Source organism: Pararhizobium arenae (assembly GCF_001931685.1).
In the GTDB taxonomy this organism is placed as follows: Bacteria; Pseudomonadota; Alphaproteobacteria; order Rhizobiales; family Rhizobiaceae; genus Pararhizobium; species Pararhizobium arenae.
This window is the reverse complement of record NZ_MOOY01000002.1, coordinates 169,533-194,517: the sequence shown is the minus strand read 5'-3', so window position 1 is coordinate 194,517 and position 24,985 is coordinate 169,533. Positions and strand designations below refer to the sequence as shown.

At 60.1% G+C, this 24,985-nt stretch carries 32 protein-coding genes; 10 read left to right on the top strand and 22 right to left on the bottom strand.

The window, feature by feature from the left end; translation table 11 throughout:
- Positions 1-18: 18 nt before the first annotated feature.
- The 10 genes from BLX89_RS04370 to BLX89_RS04325 form a co-directional block, all read right to left on the bottom strand.
- Entirely contained in the window at positions 19-984 is a 966-nt protein-coding gene (locus BLX89_RS04370) for a PDR/VanB family oxidoreductase (RefSeq protein WP_075289435.1), read from the bottom strand.
- Positions 981-1,586 (bottom strand): dimethylamine monooxygenase subunit DmmA family protein, encoded by a 606-nt coding sequence (locus BLX89_RS04365; RefSeq protein ID WP_075289434.1) that lies wholly within the window; start codon positions 1,584-1,586, stop codon positions 981-983. The genes BLX89_RS04370 and BLX89_RS04365 overlap by 4 nt, the downstream gene beginning before the upstream one ends.
- A 4-nt stretch (positions 1,587-1,590) precedes the next feature.
- Entirely contained in the window at positions 1,591-2,724 is a 1,134-nt protein-coding gene (locus BLX89_RS04360) for an aminomethyl transferase family protein (RefSeq protein ID WP_075289433.1), read from the bottom strand.
- A 115-nt stretch (positions 2,725-2,839) separates the two neighbouring features.
- Positions 2,840-3,739 (bottom strand): bifunctional methylenetetrahydrofolate dehydrogenase/methenyltetrahydrofolate cyclohydrolase FolD, encoded by a 900-nt coding sequence (gene folD, locus BLX89_RS04355; RefSeq protein WP_075289432.1) that lies wholly within the window; start codon positions 3,737-3,739, stop codon positions 2,840-2,842.
- A gap of 6 nt (positions 3,740-3,745) precedes the next feature.
- Positions 3,746-4,630 carry a formyltetrahydrofolate deformylase gene (gene purU / locus BLX89_RS04350; RefSeq protein ID WP_075289431.1) on the bottom strand — a complete coding sequence of 295 codons (885 nt, stop codon included), beginning with the start codon at positions 4,628-4,630 and terminating at the stop codon, positions 3,746-3,748.
- Between the two features lie 104 nt (positions 4,631-4,734).
- Entirely contained in the window at positions 4,735-6,042 is a 1,308-nt protein-coding gene (glnT, locus tag BLX89_RS04345; RefSeq protein ID WP_075289430.1) for a type III glutamate--ammonia ligase, read from the bottom strand.
- Between the two features lie 85 nt (positions 6,043-6,127).
- Positions 6,128-7,456 carry an FMN-binding glutamate synthase family protein gene (locus tag BLX89_RS04340; protein WP_075289429.1) on the bottom strand — a complete coding sequence of 443 codons (1,329 nt, stop codon included), beginning with the start codon at positions 7,454-7,456 and terminating at the stop codon, positions 6,128-6,130.
- A 15-nt stretch (positions 7,457-7,471) separates the two neighbouring features.
- Complete coding sequence (locus BLX89_RS04335; RefSeq protein ID WP_075289826.1) at positions 7,472-8,158, bottom strand: GltB/FmdC/FwdC-like GXGXG domain-containing protein; 687 nt, start codon at positions 8,156-8,158, stop codon at positions 7,472-7,474.
- A 39-nt stretch (positions 8,159-8,197) separates the two neighbouring features.
- Positions 8,198-9,103, bottom strand: coding sequence for a class II glutamine amidotransferase (locus tag BLX89_RS04330; RefSeq protein ID WP_075289428.1), 906 nt, complete (start codon positions 9,101-9,103; stop codon positions 8,198-8,200).
- A gap of 92 nt (positions 9,104-9,195) precedes the next feature.
- A complete protein-coding gene (locus tag BLX89_RS04325) occupies positions 9,196-9,858 on the bottom strand; it encodes a helix-turn-helix domain-containing protein (RefSeq protein WP_075289427.1) in 663 nt (220 codons plus the stop codon).
- Between the two features lie 187 nt (positions 9,859-10,045).
- Between BLX89_RS04325 and BLX89_RS04320 the strand changes: the two genes are divergently transcribed.
- Complete coding sequence (locus BLX89_RS04320; protein WP_075289426.1) at positions 10,046-10,546, top strand: YciE/YciF ferroxidase family protein; 501 nt, start codon at positions 10,046-10,048, stop codon at positions 10,544-10,546.
- A 35-nt stretch (positions 10,547-10,581) separates the two neighbouring features.
- On the opposite strand, the gene BLX89_RS24115 is transcribed toward BLX89_RS04320, so the two are convergent.
- Positions 10,582-10,851: a hypothetical protein gene (locus BLX89_RS24115; protein WP_075289425.1), complete on the bottom strand. Its 270-nt coding sequence runs from the start codon at positions 10,849-10,851 to the stop codon at positions 10,582-10,584.
- A 268-nt stretch (positions 10,852-11,119) separates the two neighbouring features.
- Here BLX89_RS24115 and BLX89_RS04310 point away from each other — a divergent pair, with 268 nt between their 5' ends.
- The 3 genes from BLX89_RS04310 (at position 11,120) to BLX89_RS04300 (ending at position 12,526) form a co-directional block, all read left to right on the top strand.
- Positions 11,120-11,563, top strand: a complete 444-nt coding sequence (locus tag BLX89_RS04310; RefSeq protein WP_075289825.1) for a hypothetical protein — start codon at positions 11,120-11,122, stop codon at positions 11,561-11,563.
- Positions 11,564-11,640: 77 nt separating this feature from the next.
- Complete coding sequence (locus BLX89_RS04305; protein ID WP_075289424.1) at positions 11,641-11,904, top strand: hypothetical protein; 264 nt, start codon at positions 11,641-11,643, stop codon at positions 11,902-11,904.
- 55 nt (positions 11,905-11,959) lie between these two features.
- Positions 11,960-12,526, top strand: coding sequence for a DNA-3-methyladenine glycosylase (locus BLX89_RS04300; RefSeq protein WP_075289423.1), 567 nt, complete (start codon positions 11,960-11,962; stop codon positions 12,524-12,526).
- Positions 12,527-12,550: 24 nt separating this feature from the next.
- Here BLX89_RS04300 and BLX89_RS04295 read toward each other — a convergent pair whose 3' ends face one another.
- The 4 genes from BLX89_RS04295 to BLX89_RS04285 all read right to left on the bottom strand — a co-directional run bounded on the left by BLX89_RS04295 (position 12,551) and on the right by BLX89_RS04285 (position 13,627).
- Positions 12,551-12,802 carry a hypothetical protein gene (locus BLX89_RS04295; protein ID WP_143523491.1) on the bottom strand — a complete coding sequence of 84 codons (252 nt, stop codon included), beginning with the start codon at positions 12,800-12,802 and terminating at the stop codon, positions 12,551-12,553.
- A 72-nt stretch (positions 12,803-12,874) separates the two neighbouring features.
- Positions 12,875-13,021, bottom strand: a complete 147-nt coding sequence (locus BLX89_RS24595; protein WP_158025936.1) for a hypothetical protein — start codon at positions 13,019-13,021, stop codon at positions 12,875-12,877.
- A gap of 44 nt (positions 13,022-13,065) precedes the next feature.
- The gene (locus tag BLX89_RS24110; protein ID WP_210187153.1) at positions 13,066-13,242 is read right to left on the bottom strand and encodes a hypothetical protein; all 177 of its coding nucleotides are present in this window, start codon (positions 13,240-13,242) and stop codon (positions 13,066-13,068) included.
- Positions 13,243-13,447: 205 nt separating this feature from the next.
- Complete coding sequence (locus tag BLX89_RS04285; RefSeq protein WP_075289420.1) at positions 13,448-13,627, bottom strand: hypothetical protein; 180 nt, start codon at positions 13,625-13,627, stop codon at positions 13,448-13,450.
- A gap of 218 nt (positions 13,628-13,845) precedes the next feature.
- Between BLX89_RS04285 and BLX89_RS04280 the strand changes: the two genes are divergently transcribed.
- Positions 13,846-14,052 (top strand): hypothetical protein, encoded by a 207-nt coding sequence (locus tag BLX89_RS04280; RefSeq protein ID WP_075289419.1) that lies wholly within the window; start codon positions 13,846-13,848, stop codon positions 14,050-14,052.
- 42 nt (positions 14,053-14,094) lie between these two features.
- Here BLX89_RS04280 and otsB read toward each other — a convergent pair whose 3' ends face one another.
- Positions 14,095-14,844 carry a trehalose-phosphatase gene (gene otsB, locus BLX89_RS04275; protein WP_075289418.1) on the bottom strand — a complete coding sequence of 250 codons (750 nt, stop codon included), beginning with the start codon at positions 14,842-14,844 and terminating at the stop codon, positions 14,095-14,097.
- 158 nt (positions 14,845-15,002) lie between these two features.
- On the opposite strand from otsB, the gene BLX89_RS04270 reads away from it, so the two are divergent.
- On the top strand, positions 15,003-16,070 hold the full coding sequence (locus BLX89_RS04270) for an ROK family protein (protein WP_075289417.1): 1,068 nt from the start codon (positions 15,003-15,005) through the stop codon (positions 16,068-16,070).
- Positions 16,071-16,077: 7 nt separating this feature from the next.
- Here BLX89_RS04270 and BLX89_RS04265 read toward each other — a convergent pair whose 3' ends face one another.
- On the bottom strand, positions 16,078-16,824 hold the full coding sequence (locus tag BLX89_RS04265; protein ID WP_075289416.1) for an endonuclease/exonuclease/phosphatase family protein: 747 nt from the start codon (positions 16,822-16,824) through the stop codon (positions 16,078-16,080).
- Positions 16,825-16,896: 72 nt separating this feature from the next.
- Between BLX89_RS04265 and BLX89_RS04260 the strand changes: the two genes are divergently transcribed.
- Positions 16,897-17,835: a lysylphosphatidylglycerol synthase transmembrane domain-containing protein gene (locus BLX89_RS04260; protein ID WP_075289415.1), complete on the top strand. Its 939-nt coding sequence runs from the start codon at positions 16,897-16,899 to the stop codon at positions 17,833-17,835.
- Here the strand turns inward: BLX89_RS04260 and BLX89_RS04255 are convergent.
- On the bottom strand, positions 17,809-19,260 hold the full coding sequence (locus BLX89_RS04255) for a phospholipase D-like domain-containing protein (protein WP_075289824.1): 1,452 nt from the start codon (positions 19,258-19,260) through the stop codon (positions 17,809-17,811). The genes BLX89_RS04260 and BLX89_RS04255 overlap by 27 nt on opposite strands.
- 125 nt (positions 19,261-19,385) lie before the next feature.
- Between BLX89_RS04255 and BLX89_RS04250 the strand changes: the two genes are divergently transcribed.
- The 3 genes from BLX89_RS04250 to ku (BLX89_RS04240) are packed head-to-tail and all read left to right on the top strand — an operon-like array spanning position 19,386 to position 21,390.
- Complete coding sequence (locus tag BLX89_RS04250) at positions 19,386-19,634, top strand: DUF982 domain-containing protein (protein ID WP_075289414.1); 249 nt, start codon at positions 19,386-19,388, stop codon at positions 19,632-19,634.
- Between the two features lie 41 nt (positions 19,635-19,675).
- Positions 19,676-20,560 (top strand): non-homologous end joining protein Ku, encoded by an 885-nt coding sequence (gene ku, locus BLX89_RS04245; RefSeq protein ID WP_075289413.1) that lies wholly within the window; start codon positions 19,676-19,678, stop codon positions 20,558-20,560.
- Positions 20,561-20,574: 14 nt separating this feature from the next.
- Positions 20,575-21,390: a non-homologous end joining protein Ku gene (gene ku, locus BLX89_RS04240; protein WP_075289412.1), complete on the top strand. Its 816-nt coding sequence runs from the start codon at positions 20,575-20,577 to the stop codon at positions 21,388-21,390.
- 27 nt (positions 21,391-21,417) lie between these two features.
- Here the strand turns inward: ku (BLX89_RS04240) and ligD are convergent, their stop codons facing one another.
- From ligD to BLX89_RS04220, 4 genes are all read right to left on the bottom strand, one after another.
- Positions 21,418-24,036 carry a DNA ligase D gene (ligD, locus tag BLX89_RS04235; protein ID WP_075289411.1) on the bottom strand — a complete coding sequence of 873 codons (2,619 nt, stop codon included), beginning with the start codon at positions 24,034-24,036 and terminating at the stop codon, positions 21,418-21,420.
- A 6-nt stretch (positions 24,037-24,042) separates the two neighbouring features.
- Entirely contained in the window at positions 24,043-24,330 is a 288-nt protein-coding gene (locus BLX89_RS04230) for a hypothetical protein (protein WP_075289410.1), read from the bottom strand.
- A 75-nt stretch (positions 24,331-24,405) separates the two neighbouring features.
- Complete coding sequence (locus BLX89_RS04225; protein ID WP_075289409.1) at positions 24,406-24,657, bottom strand: hypothetical protein; 252 nt, start codon at positions 24,655-24,657, stop codon at positions 24,406-24,408.
- Positions 24,658-24,666: 9 nt separating this feature from the next.
- The gene (locus BLX89_RS04220) at positions 24,667-24,966 is read right to left on the bottom strand and encodes a DUF982 domain-containing protein (RefSeq protein ID WP_075289408.1); all 300 of its coding nucleotides are present in this window, start codon (positions 24,964-24,966) and stop codon (positions 24,667-24,669) included.
- Between the last annotated feature and the right edge of the window lie 19 nt (positions 24,967-24,985).

Genomic DNA, 24,985 nt, shown 5'->3' with positions numbered 1-24,985 from the left:
TGTCCGGCCCTGCTGAAGCTAGAGTTGAAGAACGAGTTGCTGGCCTTTGAACCGCGAGACGCAGATCATGATCTTCTTGCCGGACGCTTTTTCCTCGTCCGACAGGTAGATATCGTTGTGTTCCAGCGTGCCGTCGCAGGAGGAAACCGCGGTTTCGCACTGGCCGCAGGCGCCGCCCCGACACAAGTAGGGGGCATCGCAGCCATGGGCTTCTGCCGCCTCCAGAATGCTCTGATGCTCGCCAACGGTCATGTGGATGTTTGATTTCTCGAGGAAGACCTGGAACGGCAGGCCGGCAGGCGGCGCAAGGAAGCGTTCCGAATGCAGGTTTTCCTTCGGCCACCCGGCTTTCAGCGCCGTCATCAGCACGCCATCGATCATGCCGGCGGGGCCACAGACATAGAGATGCGTGCCAAGCGGCTGGTTGTCGGCGATCTCGGCCACGGGAATGGTGGTCTTTTCCTCGTCGACATAGATCTTGATGCGGCGCGGGCCGTAACGATCGAGCAACTGCTGCCAGTAAGCCCCGTGCGCGCGGGAGCGGATGGCGTAATGCAGTTCGAAGGCGATGTTGTCGCGGCTGAACTGCTCCATCATGGCGATGAACGGGGTGATGCCGATGCCGCCGGCAAACAGGATGTGCTTGCGGCCGCGATGGTCGGGCGCAAAGAGATTGACCGGCTGGCTGACGATCAACTGGTCGCCGGGCTTCACCTGTTTATGCATGAAGATCGAGCCGCCGCGGGAATTGGGAACCCGGAGCACGCTGATCTCATAGGCGCTGTTGTCATCGGGATTGGACATCAGCGAATAGGGGTTGCGACGCAGAAGGCCGTTGTCGTTCATCGAGACAACGACATGGGCGCCGCCGGAGAAAAACGGCATGGGATGGCCGTCCAGCCGCTCGAAGCGGAAGCGTTTAACCAGATCGGTCACTTGGGTCACATCGGCGACCCGCACGGGCATATCGGTGTTGAGGCTCACGGGAACATCTCCTCGGGGGGAGGCGCCGTCCCCGGTTCTTCCGCATCGATATTGACGCCCTGGAAGGCGCCGAGACGTCTGGAGTAGTGATCGCGCACCAGCAGCGGCAGCCCGCAATGGGTGCAGGCAAAGGGGCTGGTGGTGACGTTGTCGGTGATGCCCTTGCAGTGGACGCATTGCACCCGGCGGGCCGTCGAGCCGCGATGTTCGGTATGGATCGAGTTGAAATCGATGCCGAACTCGAGCGCCAGCTGCATGACCTGGCCGATAAAGCCTTCCGTGCCGGCGATATAGAGCCGCGTTCCCATCCGGGCCTGCTCAAGACAGGCACGCAGGCGAAACAGCAGAGGCTGAAGCGTCGGTGCCTGCCAGAAGATATCGGGCGACAAGGCGGTGAGCGTGATGTCATAGGCCTTGGGTGCTGCACCCGCCGCCAGATACAAAATTTCCGATTGCGCGAGGAAATCCCTGCCCTTCAGTTCCACCTGATTGGCGAGGGCTGCCGCCCCCTCGCCCTCAAGGACGAAGAGGTGGCGCTTGGCGTGGGGATCAATGCTGAGCCCCTTATATTCCGGCCTGCTTTTGATCCCTTGTACGAGCATGCTGTCAGCCCTGCGCCGTCCGTTTCGTTTTCTTCGGATCGTCGAAGGTGATGGTGTGGGCGATGGCCTTGGCGGTCAGCGACTTGCCGCGCACCTCCAGCGGCGTGCCCTGCACGGCCTTGTCGACATCGAGGCGGGCGATTGCCATCGAGCGGTTGGTGAGCTTGGAATAGCTCGGGCAGGTGATGACACCCACCTTCTTGCCATCGGCAAAGACCTCGTCGCCGAGATCGGCGGGACCATCCGCCTCGATCAGCAGACCGAAGATCTTGAAGCGTTCCTTGCCCTTGAGACGCGCATGCTCCTCGGCACCACGGAAACCGGTCTTGCCGGGGCTGACGGTAAAGTCGAGGCCAAGCTCCCACAGGCTGTCGCCGGGCTGCTCGTTGGCGAATGGATACATCTGCGAATTGTCGTAGGGGTAGAAGAGCAGGTAGCTTTCCACGCGCAGCATATCAAGAACGCTGAAGCAGACGGGGATGATGCCCATCTCCTTGCCTTCATCGACGATGCGGTCCCAAACCATGCCGGCATCCTGCCCGCGCACGAAGATTTCATAGCCGCGCTCGCCGGTATAACCGGTGCGCGAGATCATCACCGGCGCGCCGAACAGCGTCGTCTGCATGTGGTGGAAATACTTGAGATCGCGGATGCCCGGCACATGCTTTTCGAGGTAATCGACAGCCAGCGGGCCTTGCAGCGAGAGATCGTGCAGATCGTCGTCGAAGAGAACGGCACAGTTGCGGCCGGCGGCCTGCTTGACGATTTCCTCGTGGCCGGAACCCGAGCCATGAACCAGCATCCACGAATTCGGGCCGGTGCGGTAGATGATGCAGTCATCGGTGAAATGACCGCGATCGTTGAGCATGCAGGCATAGACGGACTTGCCGGGATAAATCTTGGTGACGTCGCGGGTGGTGATGTAGTCGAGCACCGCAATCGCATGCGGTCCGACGAGATGCACCTTCTTCAAACCCGACACATCCATGATGCCGGCCTTGGTGCGCACGGCGATGTGTTCTTCGTAGATATCCTTGTCGTAAGTCCAGGCGGTTCCCATCCCGCTCCAGTCTTCCAGTTTCGATCCCAGCGCCCGGTGACGATCCGCGAGAGCTGAAAAGCGCCATGAAGCAGTCATAATATCCCGTCCCCTATTTTTACTGTATGGAATATTTGTTTCCTGACTATAATGCTGTTTTTGCGGCTGGCAAGCGATGGAACCAAATTTTATGGCCACCCGCCAGCGCGCTTTTTCAGAATTTCGGCGGCACCTCGTAGCTTGCGCGATAGGCCGCGATCACCGTGTTTGCCATCAGCATGGCGATGGTCATCGGGCCGACACCGCCCGGTACCGGCGTGATCACGGCGGCGACCTCAGCGCACTCAACAAAGGCGACATCGCCCACCAGCCGGGACTTGCCCTCGCCCCTTTCGGGCGCGTCGATCCGGTTGATACCGACGTCGATCACGGTAGCGCCAGGCTTGACCCAGTCCGCCTTGACCATTTCCGGGCGACCGACGGCGGCAACGAGAATATCGGCCCTGCGGCAGATGCCGGGCAGGTCTTTCGTGCGCGAATGGGCGACGGTCACCGTCGCGTTGGCATTGAGCAGAAGCTGCGCCATCGGCTTGCCGAACAGGTTGGAACGGCCGATGACCACGGCATCAAGGCCGGAAAGATCATCTCCATGGATGCGTCGCACGAAGAGCATCGCACCGGCCGGCGTGCAGGACACGAGCCCGGTTGAAAGATCGCCGGTGGCAAGCTTGCCGGCATTGACGACATGAAGCCCGTCAACATCCTTTTCCGGCAGGATGGACTGGATGATCGCTTCGGAATTGAGATGTTTCGGCAACGGCAGCTGCACGAGGATGCCGTGGATCGAGGCATCCGCATTGAGAGCGCCGATCAGCGCCGCAAGCTCCTCCTGCGTTGTCTCGCCGGGAAGCGTGTGCTGGATCGAATTGAAGCCGCATTCCTTGGCCGTGCGGCTCTTGGCGCCAACATAGGTATGGCTTGCCGGATCGTCACCGACGATCACCACAGCAAGCCCCGTCTTAGTGCCGGTCTTCGCCTCCAGGTCCGCAACCGCCGCCGTCACGGCAGCAATCACCGAGGCGGCAACCAGCTTGCCATCAATCACCTCAGCCATGGCGGCTCACCCCATCCGCTCGGACGCATAGCTGCCCGGACTTGCCGGGAAGACGACCGTGCGGTTGCCGTTGATGAAGGTGCGGTGGTGGATATGGGCGTGGATGGCGCGGGCCAGAACCTGGCTTTCGACATCGCGGCCCATCGATACATAGTCTTCCGCCGATTGCGCATGGGTGACGCGCACCGTGTCCTGCTCGATGATCGGACCTTCGTCGAGATCGGCGGTGACATAGTGGGCCGTTGCCCCGATCAGCTTCACACCGCGCTCATAGGCCTGCTTGTAGGGGTTTGCGCCCTTGAAGGACGGCAGGAACGAGTGATGGATGTTGATGATCCGGCCGGACATCTTCTTGCACATGGCATCCGACAGAACCTGCATGTAGCGGGCGAGCACGATCAGTTCCGCGCCGGTCTGCTCCGCCAGCTCCAGCAGACGCGCCTCCGCCTGCGGCTTGTTCTCCTTCGTCACCTTGATGTGGTGGAAGGGAATATCGTGGTTCACCACGACCTTCTGATAGTCGAAATGGTTGGAAACGACGCCGACGATATCGATTGGCAAAGCTCCAATCTTCCAACGATAGAGAAGATCGTTGAGGCAATGGCCGAAGCGCGAGACCATCAGCAACACCTTCATGCGGTGCTCGCTGTCATGGAAGCTGTAGTCCATACCGAAGGGCGCGGCGACAGCTGCGAAGCCTGCGGCAATGTCCTTGCCCGAAACACCCTCCTCCGAAACGAAACTGACCCGCATGAAGAACTTGCCGGTATCGAGATCGTCGAACTGCGACGAGTCGACAATGTTGCAATCCTTCGCGGCCAGATAGCCGGAAATGGCCGCGACAATCCCGCGCGTGGATTTGCAGGAAACGGTCAGGATGTGTTTCGTCATAGAGCGGCCCTCCTCGAAGGCGAGACTTTCAGAAAAGCATGCGGGAACACATCCCCGCGCTGATAGCGCAGGGATCGATGGTGTATTGGAACGGAAATGGACCGTCAGACGTCAAGCGTCGTCTGGTGTTCCCAGGCGGTGAACTGCGAGCAGTAGCTGTTCCACTCGCCGTGCTTGAGCTTGAGATAGGCCGCGGAGAACTCCGTTCCCAAGGCCTGCTGCAGCGCCGTGTCCTTCTCGTATTCGCGCAAGGCGTCGAGCAGGTTCAGCGGCAGCTTCGGTGCATCGGTGACTGTGTGGCCTTCACGATACATGTCGATATCGTAGTGGCGACCCGGATCGGCCTTCGTGCGGATACCGGAAAGCCCGGCAGCGACGATGATCGCCTGCAGCAGATAAGGGTTCACCGCGCCATCCGGCAGACGAAGCTCGAAGCGGCCGGGACCGGGCACGCGCACCATATGGGTCCGGTTGTTGCCGGTCCAGGTGACGGTGTTGGGCGCCCAGGTCGCGCCGGAGATCGTACGCGGTGCATTGATGCGCTTGTAGGAATTGACCGTCGGATTGGTGACGGCGGCAAGCGCCGAGGCATGCTTCATGATGCCGCCGAGGAAGGTGCGGCCCTGCGCGGACAGGCCGAAATCCATCGACTTGTCGGCAAAGGCATTGACCTTGCCATCCAGGTCCCAGACCGAGATGTGGGCGTGGCAACCATTGCCTGTCAGCCCCTTGAAGGGCTTGGGCATGAAGGTAGCGCGAAGGCCGTGTTTTTCGGCAACCGACTTCACCATGAACTTGAAGAACGAATGTTTGTCGGCGGTCTGCAGAACGTCGTCATATTCCCAATTCATCTCGAACTGGCCGTTCGCGTCTTCATGGTCGTTCTGGTAGGGCTTCCAACCCAGTTCCAGCATGTAGTCGCAGATTTCGGCGATGACATCGTAACGGCGCATCAAGGCCTGCTGATCGTAGCAGGGCTTTTCAGCCGTATCGTACTCGTCCGAGATCGTCGAACCATCCGGCGAAATCAGGAAGAATTCGGGCTCGACGCCGGTCTTGACCCGCAGGCCAGCCTCTGCGGCCTCGGCGATCAGCCGCTTCAAGACGACGCGCGGCGCCTGCTCGACCGGCTTGTCATCCATTACGCAATCGGCGGCGACCCAAGCGACATCCTTCTTCCACGGAAGCTGGATGACGGAAGACGGGTCCGGCATGGCGAAAAGATCGGGATGGGAAGGCGTCAGGTCGAGCCAGGTCGCGAAACCGGCAAATCCCGCGCCATCTTTCTGCATATCGGCAATCGCTTCTGCCGGAACCAGTTTGGCGCGTTGTCCACCGAACAGGTCGGTGAAGCTGATCATGAAATATTTAATGCCCTTTTCGGCGGCAAATTTGGAAAGGTCCAGTGCCACATCGTTCCCCTTGGTTGGCTATCAGACACGCAATTGCAAGAGGAGCCGCATCCTCCCAGATGCAGCTCCCGTAATGATTTCCTGCTTAGAACCCTCCCTTGCCCGGATACCAGTTCGTGCCGGCGAGCGGGATTTGCGCCATCGCAGCCGCTTCCATCGTCAGAGCGCAGAGGTCTTCGGGCTCAAGGTTATGCAGGTGGTTCTTGCCGCAGGCGCGGGCAATCGTCTGCGCCTCCAGCGTCATCACCTTGATGTAGTTCGCAAGCCTGCGGCCCGCGGCAACCGGGTCCAGACGTTTTGCCAGCTCAGGATCTTGTGTCGTGATGCCGGCGGGGTCCTTGCCTTCGTGCCAATCGTCGTAAGCGCCGGCAGTCGTGCCGAGCTTCTGGTATTCTTCTTCCCAGCGCGGGTCGTTGTCGCCGAGCGCAACGAGCGCCGCCGTGCCGATGGCAACCGCGTCCGCGCCCAAGGCCAGAGCCTTCGCCACGTCAGCCCCGGAGCGGATGCCGCCGGAGACGATCAGTTGTACCTTACGGTGCATGCCGAGATCCTGCAGCGCCTGAACGGCGGGACGAATGCAGGCGAGGATCGGCATGCCGACATTCTCGATGAAAACGTCCTGCGTGGCGGCCGTGCCGCCCTGCATGCCGTCGAGAACGACGACGTCAGCACCGGATTTGACGGCAAGGGCCGTATCGTAATAGGGCCGCGCGCCGCCGACCTTCACATAGATCGGCTTTTCCCAATCGGTGATTTCGCGCAATTCATTGATCTTGATCTCGAGATCGTCCGGGCCGGTCCAGTCGGGGTGTCGGCAGGCAGAGCGCTGATCGATGCCCTTCGGCAGCGTGCGCATTTCGGCGACGCGATCGGAAATCTTCTGGCCGAGCAGCATGCCACCGCCGCCGGGCTTGGCGCCCTGGCCGACAACCACCTCGATGGCATCGGCGCGGCGCAGGTCCTTCGGGTTCATGCCGTAGCGGGACGGCAGGTACTGATAGACGAGCGTCTGCGAATGGCCGCGCTCTTCATTGGTCATGCCACCGTCGCCGGTCGTGGTCGAGGTACCTGAGATGGTGGCGCCACGGCCAAGGGCTTCCTTGGCATTGCCCGACAGGGCCCCGAAGCTCATCCCGGCAATGGTGATCGGCGTCTTCAGGTGGATCGGCTTCTTGGCAAAGCGGGTGCCGAGCACGACGGAGGTGTCACACTTCTCGCGATAGCCTTCGAGCGGGTAGCGCGAGATCGAGGCGCCGAGAAACAACAGGTCGTCGAAATGCGGGACTTTGCGCTTGGTGCCACCACCACGGATGTCGTAGATCCCGGTTGCGGCGGCGCGGCGGATTTCGGCCAGCGTCTGATCGTCGAAGGTCGCAGACTTGCGCGGCGGGGTGTAGGGGTTGTGATAGCTCATGCGTGTTCCCTCGCCTCAGTATGCGTCGGCATTGTCGATATTGAAGGTGTAAAGCTTTCGGGCCGAGCCGTAGCGCTTGAACTCCTCAGGCTTGACGTCGGTGATCCCGGCCTTTTCCAGCAGCTTGGCGAGATGCTCGATATGCTCCGGCCGCATCTCTTTTTCGATGCAGTCGGCGCCAAGGCTCTTGACCGTACCGCGCACGAAGAGCTTGGCTTCGTAGAGCGAATCCCCCAACGCATCGCCGGCATTGCCGAGCACGACGAGACTGCCGGACTGCCCCATGAAGGCCGACATATGGCCAATATTGCCGTGAACGACGATATCGATGCCCTTCATCGAGATACCGCAGCGCGAAGCCGCATTGCCCTTGATGACGAGCAGGCCGCCGCGGCCGGTGGCGCCGGCATACTGGCTGGCGTCCCCTTCGATGACGACAATACCGGACATCATGTTTTCGGCGACACCCGGCCCGGCCGAGCCATGAACCGTCACGGTCCCACCGTCATTCATGCCGGCGCAGTAATACCCGACCGAACCGTGGACATTGACGGTCACGGGCGCATCGATGCCGACGGCGACAGAATGGCTGCCGCGCGGGTTGATGACCTCGAAATTCATATCATTGGTGCCGGCGGAGATATTGTGCAGGGCGCTGTTCAATTCACGCAAGGGCGTGATCGACAGGTCGAAAACGGACATGGTTCTTGAGCTTTCTTTCTGTGCGGCTGCATCCATGGATCAGGCCGCCTTCTCGTGATCCCAGAAGTAAACGGTCGCCGGTTCCGGCTCCCAGACGCGGGCCGTCTCGATGCCCGGCAGATTGACCAGCGCGCGGTACTCCGAGCCGAAAGCAACATACTGGTCTGTCTCGGCCATGACGGCGGGCTTGCAGGCGATCGGATCGCGCACGACGCCGAAACCGGACTTGGTGCCGACGACGAAGGTGAAGAAGCCATCGAGATCATCGAGCGCGCCGGTCAGCGCTTCGCCGAGATCCTTACCCTTGGCCATCTGCGAGGTGAGATAGGCGGCGGCAACTTCGCTGTCGTTCTGGGTTTCGAAGGTCATGCCTTCGCGAATGAGTTCGCGGCGGATGTTGTTGTGGTTGGAGAGCGAGCCGTTGTGCACGAGGCACTGGTCGTCGCCGGTCGAGAACGGATGGGCGCCAAGCGTGGTGACCGCCGATTCCGTCGCCATGCGGGTATGGCCGATACCGTGGGTACCCGACATCGAGCGCACATCGAAGACCGAAACCACATCCTTCGGCAGGCCGGTTTCCTTGTAAATCTCGACGCTGTCGCCGGAGCCCATGACACGCACGTTCGGGCGCACGGAGGCCAGGAGTTCGCGGATATCACCCGTCTTGTCGGCCGGAATATCCAGAACCGCATGGGTGCTTTTTACGACAACGGAAGTATCGAGACCCTTGGCCTTCAGCGCATCGGCGAGGCCGGCAAAATCGGTGTCCGGGCTCGCGGACTGGATGGTGACTTTCGCCCGGCCATCGGCCGCGGTGCCGTAAATGGCAATGCCCGCGCTATCCGGTCCGCGGTCGGTCATGGTGATCAACATATCGGAGAGCAGCGTCCCCAGCTGCGGCTCCAGGCTCCGGTCTTTCAGGAACAATCCAACAATTCCGCACATGACTTGCGCCTCCATTCGTTACCGACTGAAGAGCTAACATGGGCCTGACGTGAAATCAATTGTGAAGAATAGTTTTTTCTTGAAAAGAAAATTCAGTCGGTCTGTGGATGCCGCTGCGGATAGCTGATGATCGACAGATAGCGGGCCGGCAGATGCACCAGTTCCTGGGGTCCATGCGGAGCATCGGCATCGAAGAAAAGGCTATCGCCGGCCTGCATGGTGTAAAGCTGCTCGCCATGGCGATAGACCACTTCGCCCTCCAGCATATAGAGGAACTCCATGCCCTCGTGCTGAAAGGTCGGGAAGACGTCGGAATCGGTGGTCAGCGTGATCAGATAGGGCTCGACGGTGACGCCGCTGGTGTTGTTGTCGATATGGCCGAGCAGGCTGTACTGATGGCCGGCCCGCGTACCGCGGCGTTCGATGTTAACGCCCTGCCCTGCCTTGACGAAGATCGCGTTGCGCGGCTCCTCGAAGCGGCGGAAAAATGCAGTGAGCGGAACGCCAAGTGCGCGTGAAAGGGCCTGCAGGGTCGTCAGGGATGGCGAGATATTGCCGTTCTCGATCTTCGACAGCATGCCGACCGACATGCCGGTGGCAGTGGCAAGGTCGGTGACCGTGATGCCGAGCGTCTTGCGATAGGTGCGAACCTCGTGACCGATTGCCATTTCGAGATTGTTTTCGCGCGGCTCACGTACCGCATGCGGATCCTGCGAAAGGGCTGCATGTCCGATCTTGTCGCTTTTCCCTGACATCAAATACCTCTTGTTGCAGCAGAGAATTACTCCTCTACAGGAAAATTCGTTTCCAGGTGCGATTAATCGTTCAAAGCGCACAGGTCAGAGAATAGCGCAGGGATAGAGACCCTTTGGAAATGAGGGAACGATTCCACGTCCGATAAGTTTGTAGCCGTCATCCTTATTCACACCCATGGAGAGAACAATGGCTACCAAAACGCTTGAGGACCTGTTTCTGGATACGCTGAAGGACATTTACTTTGCTGAAAAGCAAGTCCTGAAGGCACTGCCGAAGATGGCCCGCGCCGCACAGTCCGAGGAAGGCAAGGCGGGCTTTCTTCAGCACCGCGAAGAAACCCAGGGCCAGATCGAACGTCTGGAACAGGTTTTCGAAATCCTCGGAAAACCTGCTCGTGGCAAAACCTGCGAAGCGATCCAGGGCATCCTTGCAGAAGGCGAAGAAATCATCGAGGACTTCAAGGGTTCTCCTGCTCTTGACGCCGGCCTCATTTCGTCGGCGCAGGCGGTCGAGCACTACGAAATCGCTCGTTACGGCACCCTGATCGCCTGGGCCAAGCAGCTCGGACTGAAGGACGCCATTCCGCTTCTCAAGGCAAATCTTCAGGAAGAAGAAGCGACCGACAAGAAGCTGACGGCGCTCGCCGAGGCCTCTGCCAATGCGAAGGGCCAGGGCAAGGCTGCCTGACCTTCTAACGGGTCACCCTCTTGGGTGGCCCGTTTTTACATTGACGGCCAGTAGTGGTCCGCCGTGATATCCTGAGGGGTCGGAGACAGCTGCGAAAGCGCCTGAACCGCAAATTCGATCTGCATCCTTAAATGCCTGACCGGCGCCGGCATGGACATGCCCGTCAGACGCTCGCGGGCTTCATAACGATCGACACCCGCCTCGCTCAACCGTCGACGGCCTTCCGCTACGATTTGCGATGTATCCGCAGGCACTTCCTTCGGCGGTAACGAGCCCCTTCGCCCACCTTCAATGACTTGAAACAATCTCTACCCCTTAACGTCACCGTTGATCCACTCGGCTGATTTTAAGAAGCAAAGCTTGTGCCAGGTATGGCAACTGCACGGCATCTTGATGTGCAAAAAGAGCCTTGGAACTTTCCGCCACCCCATCAGTTGGAGTTCGGTCCGCTGAAATGGCAGAATGCTGTCATTCCCCGCAAGGCCGTCGCTTTTTTGCCGACACGAAACGACGGCGCGGCCGCATTCGCGCCCAGCGGATAGTCGGTCCATCCTTATTGAGAAGGAATACATGATGTCCAACGCCACGAACGATCAGACCGATCTCGGCCCCACCAATGCGACCAGTTCAACGACATTCGGACGATCGGCGGAGAGCAGGTCGCAGCAGGATGACGCCACCACCACCGGCGATACGCGTGAGCTTCTGAACATCTACCGGCTGGAACCAACCGCGGAGGCGGACGACCCGCGCTGGGATAACTCTCCCTATCAGGGCGTTGTGGTTGTCGCCGCGCGTACCTCGGGTGATGCGCGCATCGTGGCGACCGAGCGGGAACTTGATTTCATGGAAATCGACTCCGCGCCCGCAGAGGACGTGACAACCAGCAATGCAAGCGCCTTCCGCTCCGAGAAGCTCTATACCGTCATTGAAGTGGATCACGGCCGCGCGGACCTGAAACGAGGCGTGCTCGAAGGCGAAATCTCGGTCGGAACCATCAAACCGGTACAAATCTGACGAAAATCGTCGAGCCGATTTGGAGCAAGGCGATTGTATCCGCCTGGATGACGGCGAGCACTGTCGAGGAGTTAAGAATGTCACCGATGAAATCCATTTCGCATCCCGCGGGTACGCCTTCGCTTGAAGACGCAGTCGCGGCGATAAAGCCGTCATTCGACGATCTGGCTGAACTATCGGACGTCAATGTCGCCGCAGCGGCCGGTCCTGATCTTCCCGAGGTTTTCGAAGCGCTTGCCAGACGCGCTGAGAGTGTCGGATGGGATTTTGGCGTCGCGGGGGATGCCATTCGGGAACTGGCCCGGCGGCGATTGGGCGCCGAAGGCACCTTGTACGATTGATAACGGTGTAAGTGCTCGTTCTTCATTCCATCAAGAAGACGTGCAAAAAACGACAATGCCGATCCGCTCCGCCACGCAACCACCGACAGGTTTTTTCGAACGACCCGCCGAGAACGTGGCTGCCGATCTTATCGGCTGGCAGTTTTTGGTCGATGATGTGGGCGGCGTTATCGTCGAGACTGAGGCCTATTCGCCGGACGATCCTGCCTCGCACAGCTTTGGCGGCCAGACACCGCGAAATCGTTCAATGTTTGGCAGTGCCGGGCATGTCTATGTCTACCGCTCTTACGGCCTTCACTGGTGCCTGAACTTCGTGTGCCTGCCCGGAAGCGCCGTGCTGATCCGGGCACTGCGACCGACAAGCGGCCTCGACATCATGCAACAGCGGCGTGGCGATATCGGTGTGCGAAAACTTTGCAGTGGCCCCGGAAAGCTCTGTCAGGCGCTGGCCATTGACAGAAGTTTGGATGGCGTTCCCTTGAGCAACCCCATCTTCAAACTCACCGCTCCCGCTGAGGCTCCCGAATGTGTCGTGGGAAAACGAATTGGCATAACGAAAGCGGCAGAAACCTTGTGGCGTTTCGGTGAGCAGAACTCCCCGTTTCTGAGCAGGAAATTCTGACCCGTCCGTCGCACCCGACAGGCGTCACTTTGCGGGATGATGATCGCCTATCGGCCTTGTCGACAGTTCGCTGACCTCGTCAGCAGGGTCTGGATCGGCCTCGATCGATCTCCATCGCTTTTTGAGCGATACTTCTGCCGCCTCGAGCACTTCCAGGCTGTCCCAGCCATTCGTGACCATGACATCGACCACCTCTGCAATCAGTTGATCGACACGGGCCTGGCAATCCTTGGTGCGGCGAAGGTCTCCGACCTCGAATTGTGGGCTGTTCTGCACGATGGTTCTCCGGCTTTTCTCGACAACCAGGCCAAAGGCCGGAGGTTCCATCATTGTGTACCTTGATCGAGACTATTCCTTTCGTCTCGACACAAGCAGGTCGCGATAACGACGCTGGACCTCCGACATTGGGATAGCTCCGCTGATCCAGTCCTCGATCCACTCCAGAAAACGCGCATCAGCCTCGATAAACTGTCCCATCGTCGTTTTGGCTGCCACGGAATGATCCCATAGGCGCCGCCGTTCAATCTCATTCCAAGCTTTCACGATGCACTCTTGCCTGCGTCATTTTTATCGCGCTGCTCCCGCAGCGCTCTCAGTTTTTCCGTCTTGAGACGTTCGGCAGCCTTCTGGGCGGCAATCGCCTCCAGCGCAGCCGATTTCGTCTCCTCGAACACGCCTCTTGGGGATACACCCCTGGTTTTACGATCTTTTTCCATCAAAGCACCTCCTGTCCCGCCCATTGTGACGGCACATCGGTAGGGGAGGCATTCAATAATTTTAAAGCGCAAAGCCCCCAAATCTCGCATACGCAACAATCAGGGAAATGTTCCGCCACGGTCGATGCGATAGTCGCGATGGTCAACGCATGCGCCGGCTCCGGGGAACTGGAGAGCCGTGAATACGCACGCATTTCGCTGCTGGTCAGAGGCTGCCACGCCCCTTGAAATAACCGGGATACTGGACCTCCTGCGGGTCCGGCGTGTTGGGCTTCGGCTTCTGTCGCTGGCCCTTTTCCGGCTCGCAGACTGTGTCCTCCGGTGCTGGATCAGGCTTCGCTCCTACTTCGGCCAACAGGGATTTTGCATAGTCTTCAATCGACATGACAGGCTCCTTTCCTTTGGAAGGCGAACGATCATGGATCGCAATGGTTCCCGGCGATTGGCTGTTTGAGGTCTTGCCGGTCAGGCGCTCCGCTCCATATCGCAGAACTCAGGAGATCACGCTGAAAGCGACGACGACAGCGATGATGCATCGCGTTGTCCCGCATCCGGCGAGCCCGGACAGACGTCTATTTCGCTACACCCATCAAGGAGTAACCCATGCAACCCGTGCGACCACCGAAAGAAGAAAACGAATATGAAAACCGAGCGGCCGATTGCCGCGAGGCGCTCGAGGGCAAAGTGCAGCAACTGATCGAGGAATCCGTCCGCGCCGGCTGGAGCCGTGCGGAGGTCGCCGCCGCGCTTCGCGAGATTGCCGAACACACGGCATCCCTGATCGAGGCACACGAAGAACGCCAGGACTGAGTAACCTGAGAGGTAAGCCTCTTTATACTTTTGCCGACGAACTTACGGCAAAGACCGAGCCTGCGCGGCCATGGCTTTCAGCACGTTGCGAACAAGCGCCGGCGACGAAAGCCGGTGCCGGGCGTGGCTCGGGGCATCGATTGCACCGACACGGACGGACAGACCGCTGAAGTCATTGGCAACGGCAAACATCGCTTCGTCGGTCAGATCGTCGCCGATGGCGACGGGCCGCCTGTCCTTGAACGGTTCCGCCTGCAGGAAACGCCGGACAGCGTCCCCCTTGCTCGCCCGGGCCGGGCGCAGTTCGAACACCATCTTGCCCGGCTGCAGAGTCCATTCCGGCCCGGCAAGCGCCGCGTAGTGAAGCATACGCTCCTCCAGCACCTTCTCGTAATCCGGCGCCAGCCGGTAGTGCGCCGCGACGGCCGCTCCCTTGTCCTCGATCAGGACACCGGGATAGGCCTCCGCCTCCTTCACCAGCAAATGCTTCAGCCCTTGGAAGGCATCGGTTTCGGCAACGACGGACACACCGGCTGCATCCCGGAACTCCGCGCCATGCAAGCCGGCGAGCGGAAAGACGTGGGGTCGAAAGAGCCTGTCGGCATAATCGAGCGAACGCCCGGTCACCAATGCCATGGCTCCGCCCAGCTTCCGGTGCAGTTGCGCGAGATGGCCGGGCAGTTCCGGCGGAACCACGATCGAATCCGGCGTCGGCGCGAGGTTGAGGAGTGTGCCATCGATGTCCAGAAACAGGGCCCATTCGCCGGGAGACCCCATCAAGGCTTCCAGCATCGGTACTGTCACGTCATCATCCTGCACGATCCATCCTCCGGCTTCGAACAGGAGAGCAAGTAGCTCGCGCGGCGATCACGGCAAGGGAAACGTCGGCTGGAACATCCGCGTCACAATGACGTTGTGCCTGCGGCTCACTTCACCCGAAAGGTTCGTCTATGCCACAAACGCGCGCGGCCCAAAAAACGCAGGGACACACGCCTCTCGGTCACGGCGCGACCGAACTTCCATCGGTTGTGGTCGATGACTACAACAACGAGGAGCGTGAGCGCGGCCATTTCATCGGTGACAAAGCCAACAAGGGCGCCTTCCAGGTCAAGCTTCACGACTGGCGCAAGGTCCTGCGGGAATACGCGGACGACCCGCTCGGACAGAATCTTACCGACCCGATTTCCAAGAAGAAGGTGGACGGGCTTCTTGAAAGCGGGGACGCTCTCAGCATGGCTTTGGCCATGGCCGCGATTGAAGACTTTTCCCGCGATTTCGCGGAAGTCATCGAGAAATACCTGACGTTCAAATCCTGGGCCAAGACAGAACGCATCGTTGTCGGCGGCGGCTTTCGGGAGGGCCGCGCGGGACAGATCGCCATTGCCCGCGCGAACATGATCCTGCGCGCCGGCGGCGTGAACATCGACCTTGTGCCGATCACCCACCACCCTGATGACGCCGGTCTCATCGGCTCGGTGCACCTTATGCCGTCCTGGATGCTGAAGGGCCATAACGCCATCCTCGCCGTCGACATCGGCGGCACCAACATGCGGGCTGGCATCGTCGAGTTTGTCCGGGAAAAGCACCGCATCGTCGATGCCTCCGTCCGCGAATCCGATATCTGGCGCCATGCCGACGACCAGCCCAGCCGAAGCGCCGCCATCGACCGCCTCGCCGACATGCTGAACGGTCTTGTGGGCAAGGCCGGCAAGCTGAAGCTTGCGCCGCTGATCGGCATCGCCTGCCCCGGCATCGTCAATCCAGATGGCGCCATCAAGCGCGGCGGCCACAACCTGCCCGGCGGAAACTGGGAGAGCGATCATTTCAATCTGCCGACTGCCGTGACCAAGGCGATACCGACGATTCACGACCACGAAACCCTGGTAATAATGCACAACGACGCGGTGGTTCAGGGGCTTTCGCAGCTTCCGTTCATGGAGGATGTGTCCCGTTGGGGTGTTATGACGATCGGCACCGGCCTCGGCAACGCCCGTTTCACCAACAGGAAGCCTGACTGACGACCAATTACCCTTGTCGCAGCCGGAACGTACCAAGCAGCGGCAGGTGATCGGAGGCTTTCACGGCAAGCGGCGTCGCAAGCACGTCGATATCGATGATTTCGACATGCGCGTTGCAGAATAAATGATCGAGCCGAAGCAAAGGAAACCGCGACGGAAAGGTGGGCCGCAGCCGGCCTGCCCGCCGATCGGATCCGAGCCGATCGCGAAGCACCTTGAAAACCGCTGACGACGGGACCGCGTTCAGGTCGCCGCCAAAGATCGTCGGGGTCTCCATTTGCTCGGGATGGCCAAGCCACCCCTTTCCCAGAAGTTCGAGCGTCTGCGCCATCCTCTCCCCTCGCCTCAGGCCCAGATGGGTATTGACGATATTGACCGGCTGCCCTGCCACGCTGACCTGCACCCATATCGCCCCGCGTGGCTCTCCCCAGGATGGGATGCCGGCAGAGCGTTTGTGTTGCGAGGGAAGCGCGGTCATGATCGCGTCGCCGTACTTCTCCTCTTCTAGGTGCAGGGCGGGATGAAAGTGCGGGTCCATCCGGAGATGGGATGCGATCTCGGCAGCCTGATCGGTCCCGCCGGTGCGTTTGCGCCCGACGTCAAGCTCCTGCAGCAGCACGATGTCCGCAGCACTTTCCGCGATGACATCGGCAACGCGTTTCACATCCAGTTTCCGGTCGGTGCCGATACAGCTGTGAACGTTGTAACTCAGGACGGTGAAGGTCGGGGTAGAGATGGGTGTGGGTTCGTTCATGGGCAAGGGAACCGATCGACCCGCCATTTCGTTCCGCCGTCATCGTCAATTGCCAACTGAAGCGCAGGACAAATGATCTTACGTTATATTTTCAAGGCTATGGTCTTCATCGCCGTCGCCATCGCCGCCTATCTGCTCTTCCAGACGCTTCGGCAATATACCGTCGCTCAAATCTACGACGCGCTTCTGGCGATACCTGCGTCAAACCTGGCGTTCAGCCTCGCCTTTGCCGCCGCCTCCTATTTATGCCTGTCTTTTTTTGATGCTCTGGGCGTTCGCTACATCGGCAAGCCCTTGCCGCTCCATCAGACAATGCTTGCTTCCTTTGTCAGCCTTTCGATCGGACACAACGTCGGCGTCGCGGCGCTCAGCAGCGCCGCCGTGCGCTATCGCTATTATTCCCGCTGGGGCCTGTCATCCGCAGATGTCGCCCTGATCGTCGTCTTTTGCGGGGTCACGGTCGCGCTCGGGCTTTCGACGCTGGGGTCGCTGGCGCTCTTTCTCAGGCCGCAGGATGCGATGTCGATGACGGGCCTTGGACCGACCGCGGTAATGGCCGTGGCCGCCGTTGCCGCTCTTATACCGCTCTGCTACGTCGGTCTTTCCGCCGTCCTCAGGCGTTCGATCACCCTGCGCGGCCACAGCTTCAGATTGCCGACCCTGAAGATCGCCGCGTTGCAGGTTCTGGTCGGCACCATGAATTTTGCCTTCGTCGCGGCAAGCCTTCACCAGATGCTCTCGGCACTCTCCGATGCCAACTACCTGAAGGTCGCGGCCGTCTCGATCATAGCCAATGTCGCCGCGATCGTCAGCCATATCCCCGGCGGTATCGGCGTTCTGGAGGCGACGGTTTCCCATATCCTGCCGGGCGCCGAAGCGCTCGCGGCCGTCATCGCCTTTCGCGTCGTCTATTATTTCATTCCCCTTGCCCTCGGGCTGTTGCTGCTGGGCGCGAGCGAGGTCGTGATCGCCGATGAGCCCGAGCTAGACGAACATCCCCAGAAGACGTGAACCGACCTGCTGGACGTGATCACGTAAGGTCCCAAGCGGCCGGAACGGGCGTGGCGGATCGATGATCGCGGTTCCGGCAACCGGATTGACAGCGCCTTTTGAAACGTCGACATCGAAATGCCGCAGGCCTCGCCGGTTGGTGTTGTGCGTTTCGATGGTGCGCATCAACGATCCGCATGAGGCAAATGTCGCAGCAATAGCTGCGGCCTCACCAGCGGTATGTTCGGCGATAAGACGATGCCTGAGGTGAGCGATCGCCTCACGCTCCTCGGGGCGATACGCCTCGATCGAAAGATCGGCTTCGGTATCCAGCCCCTCGGAGCGGTTGTTGAGGTTGGAGGAGCCGATACGAACGAAAATATCGTCCACGATCAGCAACTTGGAGTGCACCAGGATTTCCTGCTCCTCGCCCTTCTCGTCGGGCACCACGGCGTACATGACCCAGAGGCGGTCCCGGACGTCGCTCCGCTTCAGCCGCCGAATGATCCTGTCACGGTTTTTGCCCATGAACAGCTTTTCGAGAAATCCATGAGAAATGCGCGTCACGACGATGACGATCTCAGGACCGTCTTCTTCCGCAAGACGTTTCTCCAGAGCTTCGGCCACCCCGAAGGAGGCGAGATATTGCGCCTCGATGTAGATGCATCCCCGCCCGCGGGCGATTGCATCCTGCGCGAGCTGGGTGGACTGCGCCAACGCCTTGCTCCGCCTCGTTTCCGGTTCCGTCAGGGAAATGCCAACGCGGCAATTGCAAAGATCGGCTGGCCGCTCCGAAGGCCAGAGTTCGGTCGTCTCCGGCGGTTGGCGAACGAGTTCGCGCGTGGCACGCCCCCATCGCCGCCGCGCGATATCGCCCAGACGCCGTGCGGCCTCGCCGTCAACCATGACCTGCAGGTCATGGACCGGCTCGTAGGGTTTTCCATCCGGGCTCACGCGCAACGGATTAGACGGCAAATGGCGGCCATCATCCCAGCGCCGCGCCGTCAGATCGATGCCGCCGACGAAAGCAAGCGCGTCGTCGATGACAACCACCTTCTGATGATGCGATCCCCACAGCGGATGCCGGCCGTCGAACTCGATGCGAACGCGCTCGTGCGCCAGAAAACCTTCGCGCTGGAACAGCTTCAGGGATTTTCCGGAATAGACGGGGCCCATCGCCCAGACAAGAATTCGGATTTGCAGATCAGGCTTGCTATCGAGCTGCGCTTGCAGGAAATCGCCAAGCGTGTGGCTGTCTTCCTCTCCCGGCGTGAGCCGGATATCGGGATCGAAATCCCAGCCGATGATCCAGATTTCCTTCTGCGCCAACGGCAGCACCGCGACAAGCTCGCGGAAATAGGCAGCACCGTCGATAAGGAACGCCAGATGGTTTGCGGTGGCAGTTGCCCAGGCGTTACGACCTGGTTCGATAATGGATGTGTTCAAGGAGCGGGTTCTCTGTGATTGCGGTTGGACCGCAACGTCGAACGGGTCCAAATGTTCCACACCACGGAACGAACTGCGCTTCAACGGGTTAAGCATTGATCGTCACCATAAGAAGGTTCGGAAACATGAGCCAAAAGATATGGCCTACGCCCGTGCAGTTCGAAACCTCCGACGGTTATCCCTACACCGTAACCGGCCCGAGAGAGGCGCTGGAAGCCCTGCTTTCGATCTTTTCGGACAAATTCGGCACCCGTTACGACGAGGCCGTTCAGGCCTGCAACGCCGTGCTGGATGATCAGGAAGCGGTCGATACGACACGCACCAAATTCCTATCGTCCCTGAACGAAAACGGGCTTCGGATTCTGAACGCCTGAATTTCAGGAAAACTAAGAGCGACGAGCAGGAGCAAAATCGAATGGGCACGCCTCGGGTCAACTGGAAGGGCCATATCAAGGTCGGCGAGGTCACCTGCCCGGTGGGACTTTACACCGCCGTCTCCGCCTCTGATCGCATAAGTTTCAACATCCTCAACCGCCAGACGGGAAACCGTGTGCGCCGGGAGTTCATCGATAGCGAAACCGGTGATACCGTCGAGCATGACGAGCAGGTCAAGGGCTATGAAACCGGCAATGGCCGATATGTGATGCTGGAGCCGGAGGAGATCGCCGCCGCCATCCCGGAAAGCGACAAGGTGCTTGCAATAGAGGCCTTCATCCCCTGCGACGAGATCGACATCCTTTATCTCGACAAGCCCTACTACATCGCGCCTCAGGAAAACGGCGCGGACGTTTTCGCCCTGTTGCGTGACGGCATGCGGGAGGCCAAGGTCGCGGCTATCGCCAGCACCGTTCTCTTCCGCCGCCTGCGAACATTGCTCATTCGCCCCCATGGCGACGGATTGATCGGAACGACGCTGAATTACGACTACGAGGTCCGTCCGGCCGACGAAGCCTTTAACGACATTTCTGCCGTCAAGATCGACAAGGAGATGCTCGATCTCGCCGCCCACATTATCGGCACCAAGGAAGGCAGCTACGACGCGAGCGGCTTTGACGACCGCTACGAGGATGCACTCGCCGCCCTGGTAAAGGCGAAGCTTGAGGGCAAGACGTTCAAGAAGCCCAAGGTGCCGAAAGCATCGAAACCCAGCGACCTGCTGCAGGCCCTCAGAGACAGCGCCGCGGGCAAGAAGGCCGCGACCCCGCTCAAATCGGCCAATACCAACGCATCGCGCAAACCTGCCGCAAAAGGCAGTAAAAAAACCGCGGAACCGCGCTCGACAAAACGCAAGTCCGCCTGAAAGGAAGAGGCTCCATGGCAACGAGGCCCTATTGGAAAGGTTATCTGAAGCTCTCGCTCGTGACCTGCTCGGTCGAGATGACGCCTGCGACCTCGGACAGCGACAAGGTCAAGTTCCACACCCTGAACCGAGAAACCGGAAACCGGGTGATGAGCCAGTATGTCGATGCTGTTACCGGCAAGGTCGTGCGAGATCGTGACGAGGTGAAGGGATACCAGCGCGCCGAAGACGACTACGTGATGCTCGAGGACGAAGACCTCGAGCACGTCGCGCTGGAAAGCACGAAAACCATCGATATCTCGACATTCACGCCGCGAGAGGAGATCGACTGGATCTGGCTCGACACGCCGTATTACCTCTCGCCCAACGACAAGGTGAGCCAGGAAGCTTTCGCGGTCATCAGGGCAGCCATGGAAAAGCAGAGCATGGTGGGCATTGCCCGGCTGGTGCTCGGCCGGCGCGAACGGGCCGTTATGCTGGAACCGCGCGACAAGGGCATCGTGCTCTGGACACTGCGCTACGGCAACGAAGTTCGCGACGAAGCCGATTATTTCAAGGGACTGTCAGCCGCGAAACCGGAAAAGGAAGCCCTGCCGCTGATCCGAAAGCTGATCAAGAAGCACACCCAAACCTGGGATAGCAAGATGGTCTCCGATCCGGTGCAGGACAATCTTCTCGACATCATCGCGTCGAAAAAGAAGCGCCGCAAGGCTACGGCACCACGGAAGGCCGAACCGGAAAAGGCAGAGCGTCCCGACAATGTCATCGACATCATGGACGCGCTGCGCAAATCCGTCGAGGCCGACAACAAACGGTCAAAGAAGACGTAGGTCCGGCACGAGAAACAAAGCTCCCCCTCAGCTTCCCTTGTCCAGCCGACGGATCGCCTCTGAGAGCGATCTTTCGCTATCGCAATAGTCTTTCCAGGCATCACTTTTCGCGATAAGCGCCGGCACGCTGCGGACCGTGAAGCGTTTGGGATCGAGGTCGGACTTGACCTGGCTCCATGTCAGCGGCATCGAGACGGTGGCCCCCGGCCGTGCGCGCGGCGAGAGCGGCGCGACCGCCGTCGCCATGCGATCGTTGCGCAGATAGTCGAGGAAAATGCGGCCCTTCCGCAGGTTCTTCGCCATCTTCGTTACGTAAAGTTCAGGCTTTTCCTCGGCCAGTTGGTCGCAAACACGGTGCGCAAAGTCTTTCGCCGCATCCCAATCCGGCGACTTGGCAGCCGTGAGCGGCGTGACCACATGCAATCCCTTGCCACCGGTCGTCTTGCAGAAACTGACAAGCCCCAGGGCCTCAAGCCTGTCGCGCATGTCCCGCGCAGTCTCGACCACCTGGGAAAAGGCAACGTCGGGACCAGGATCAAGGTCGAAGACCAGGCGGCCGGGAACCTCCGGCTTGCCCGGCTGGCAATTCCATGGATGCAGTTCGAGCGCGGCCACCTGCGCCAGCGCCGCCAGTCCCTCGACGCGATCGACCTGCAGATAGGGTTTCTTGTCGCCGGCGATCTTGACGAGTTCCAGCAGGTTCGACATGCCCGGTGAAGCATGGCGCTGCAAGAACTGCTGCCCGCCTATGCCGTCCGGCGCCCGGATGATCGAGCAGGGCCGGCCCCGGACATGGCCCATCAACCGTTCACCGACGGCCTCGTAGTAATGGGCCAACTCTTCCTTGGTGACGGTCTGATCGCCATCGTCCCAGAGCGGTTTGTCCGGGCTCGAGATCATCACGCCCATCACCTGCGCCTTCGCGTTTTTTCCCTTGCCCGTTCGTGCCGGCGTTCTGGCTGCAGGCTCCGCCTCTGCCTGATCGACCGGAGCCGGCTCGGTTGTCGTCACCTCGCGGGCAGGTTTGTCCTCGCGCAAGCCCTTGAACGCGGCCTGTCGTACCTGACCGTCACCGGTCCATCCGGCAAATTCGATCTCGGCGACAACCTCCGGCTTGACCCAGCGGATGTCCGGCGTCTTTTTCGGCGCGCCGATACCCGTGAACGCGGAGCGGGACACTTCCAGAGGTTGAAGCGTCTCCATCAGCATCCCGGCGCGGCCTGCACCGAAACCGGTTCCGACACGACCGACATAAACGAAGTGCTTGTCGCGGTAGACCCCGACCAGCAATGACCGGAACTTTTCGCCGGTCAGGGCATAGCCGCCGATCACCACCTCATGCCCGGCCCGGCACTTCGACTTGACCCATGTATCGCTGCGGCCGGATCGATAGGGCTCATCGAGTTTCTTGGAAACGATACCCTCCAGCGAAAGCCGGCACGCGGAGCGCAGGACGGCGTCGCCTCCGGTATCGAAATGATCGATATAGCGGATACGGGGGCTGGTTTTGGCGCTTGCCAGCAGATTTTCGAGAGCAGCCTTGCGCTCCACCAGGGGCAGGTCTCTTAAATCCTTTTCTCCGTCGAAAAGCAGATCGAAGGCGAAATAGACAAGCTCCTCGGTTTTTCCCTCCGAGAGCGCTGCCTGCAAGGAGGCAAAATCCGGGGCGCCATGCTCGTCGAGCGCGCAGATTTCGCCATCGATGATCGCGTCCGGCAGGCTTGCGGCGTCCTTGGCGATCTCCCCGAAGCGTTCAGTCCAGTCCAGACCTTTCCGGGTTCTGAGTTCGACTGCGCCGCCCGAAATCCGCATCTGGACACGATATCCATCGAACTTGATTTCGTGCAGCCAGCCGTCGCCGACCGGCGGACGCTCCGCGATCTTGCAGAGCTGCGGTGGGATGAAGGCGGGCACTTCCGTTGTCGAACGTGCCTTGCCGGGCCGTGGCTTCGCCTTCCCGGCTGCCCGCAGATCGGCCGCAAGCCCCTGCTTGCTATCCCACACGGCGTCGGCATCGACCGCAGCCTTGTTGAGCATGAACGGTTTCGGTTTGCGGCCCTTTCCAGCCGCGATGGTTTCCATGTCGCGACCGGAGGCAACGGAGGTTGCTTCCCGTTTCAGGATCGCATCGCCGTTCTTGTTGACGGAAACATCGTCCCGGTGTTTGATCAGCAGCCAGTTGGTGCGCTTGCTGCCCTCCCGGTCTCTTTTCATACGCACCAGAACGAAGCTGCCCTTCAGGCGTTCGCCGTGAAGGACGAATTTGAAGTCGCCCTTTTTCAGCGCCGCTTCCGGCGACGTCTCTCCTTCAGGCTCCCAGTAACCGCGGTCCCACAGCATCACGGTGCCGCCGCCATACTGCCCCTTGGGGATGGAGCCTTCGAAATCGCCATATTCGAGGGGATGATCCTCCACCTCCACCGCAAGCCGCTTGTCTGCCGGATCAAGAGACGGGCCGCGAGTCACGGCCCAGGACTTGAACACGCCGTCGAGTTCCAGCCGCAGGTCATAATGAAGGCGCGTCGCATCGTGTTTCTGAATTACGAAACGCAACCGCTTCGACGGATGGACCTCGATTTCCCCGGAAGGTTCGATTGTCTTTTTGAAGTCGCGTTTGCGATGATAGGTCGACAGCTTGCCATCCATCGCGGCTCACCCTCTGTCATGGTCAGACTGAGCGAGCGTATCCGCCCAGGCGTTCTTCGGGTGAGCCAGCAAGGCGCGGACGGTTTCCTCCTGCCCAAACTCGTCGATCGGCGGGACGGGATCGGTTGCCATGGCTTCGATCACCTCGGCGGAGGCACCGTTCTGCGCCGCTTCGGCAATCGCTTGCCGGGTTTCCCACTCGGCCTTGAGCCGGAGGTAAAGCGCATGGATGATCTCGTCTCTCTTCGCGAGATCATCCGGCCTTCTGGAAATTTGGCGCTGCAATATCGTCATGCAGCAGAAAGACCTGGATGCGTACGATGTTCCAGGCATCGCTGAAAAAACCGCCTTAGCGAAGAAGGAACGACGCTATGCACCGTGGCGCAGATCAAGTTCCTTTAGTGCCCTCTGCACCTCATCGATCGTCACCGGCTCGGGAAGTCCCGGAATTTGCCTAAGGGCGGGTTTGCTTTCGACCGCGTGGTAATCCGACGCCCATGCGGCAAGGATGGCCCTCTTCTCGTGGGCCAACAGGCTTCGCGACTTCACGATGTCGCGCGGGCGCCGAAACCGGGTGTCGGGCGGCATCGGCACCGGTTGTTGCAACGCTGTTTCCAACATGGCAGCGCCTTATCGAATATGCCCATCGCGGTCGCGCTGTTGCCGCATCGCGATCAGCGGATCGCCGGATGGTAAAAGCAGATCATGCTTCTCCGCAAAAGCGGCATACAAGCCACGCGCGGTCTCGGCCTCGATGTCCCCCTTCATGGCCGCACGGCAAGCATTGAGAGCGATTTTATAAGAGGCATCCTTGGCCAAGGTCGGCCACTCGAGCAACTGTTTGTAGGCCTCGGCTGCGGTCTGAACCTCCAGTGGAAAGCCCAGACCCACCAGAATGTGCACTGGCTTCTTGAACATATCGGGTCTCATATCTCTCTCCTTCCCAACC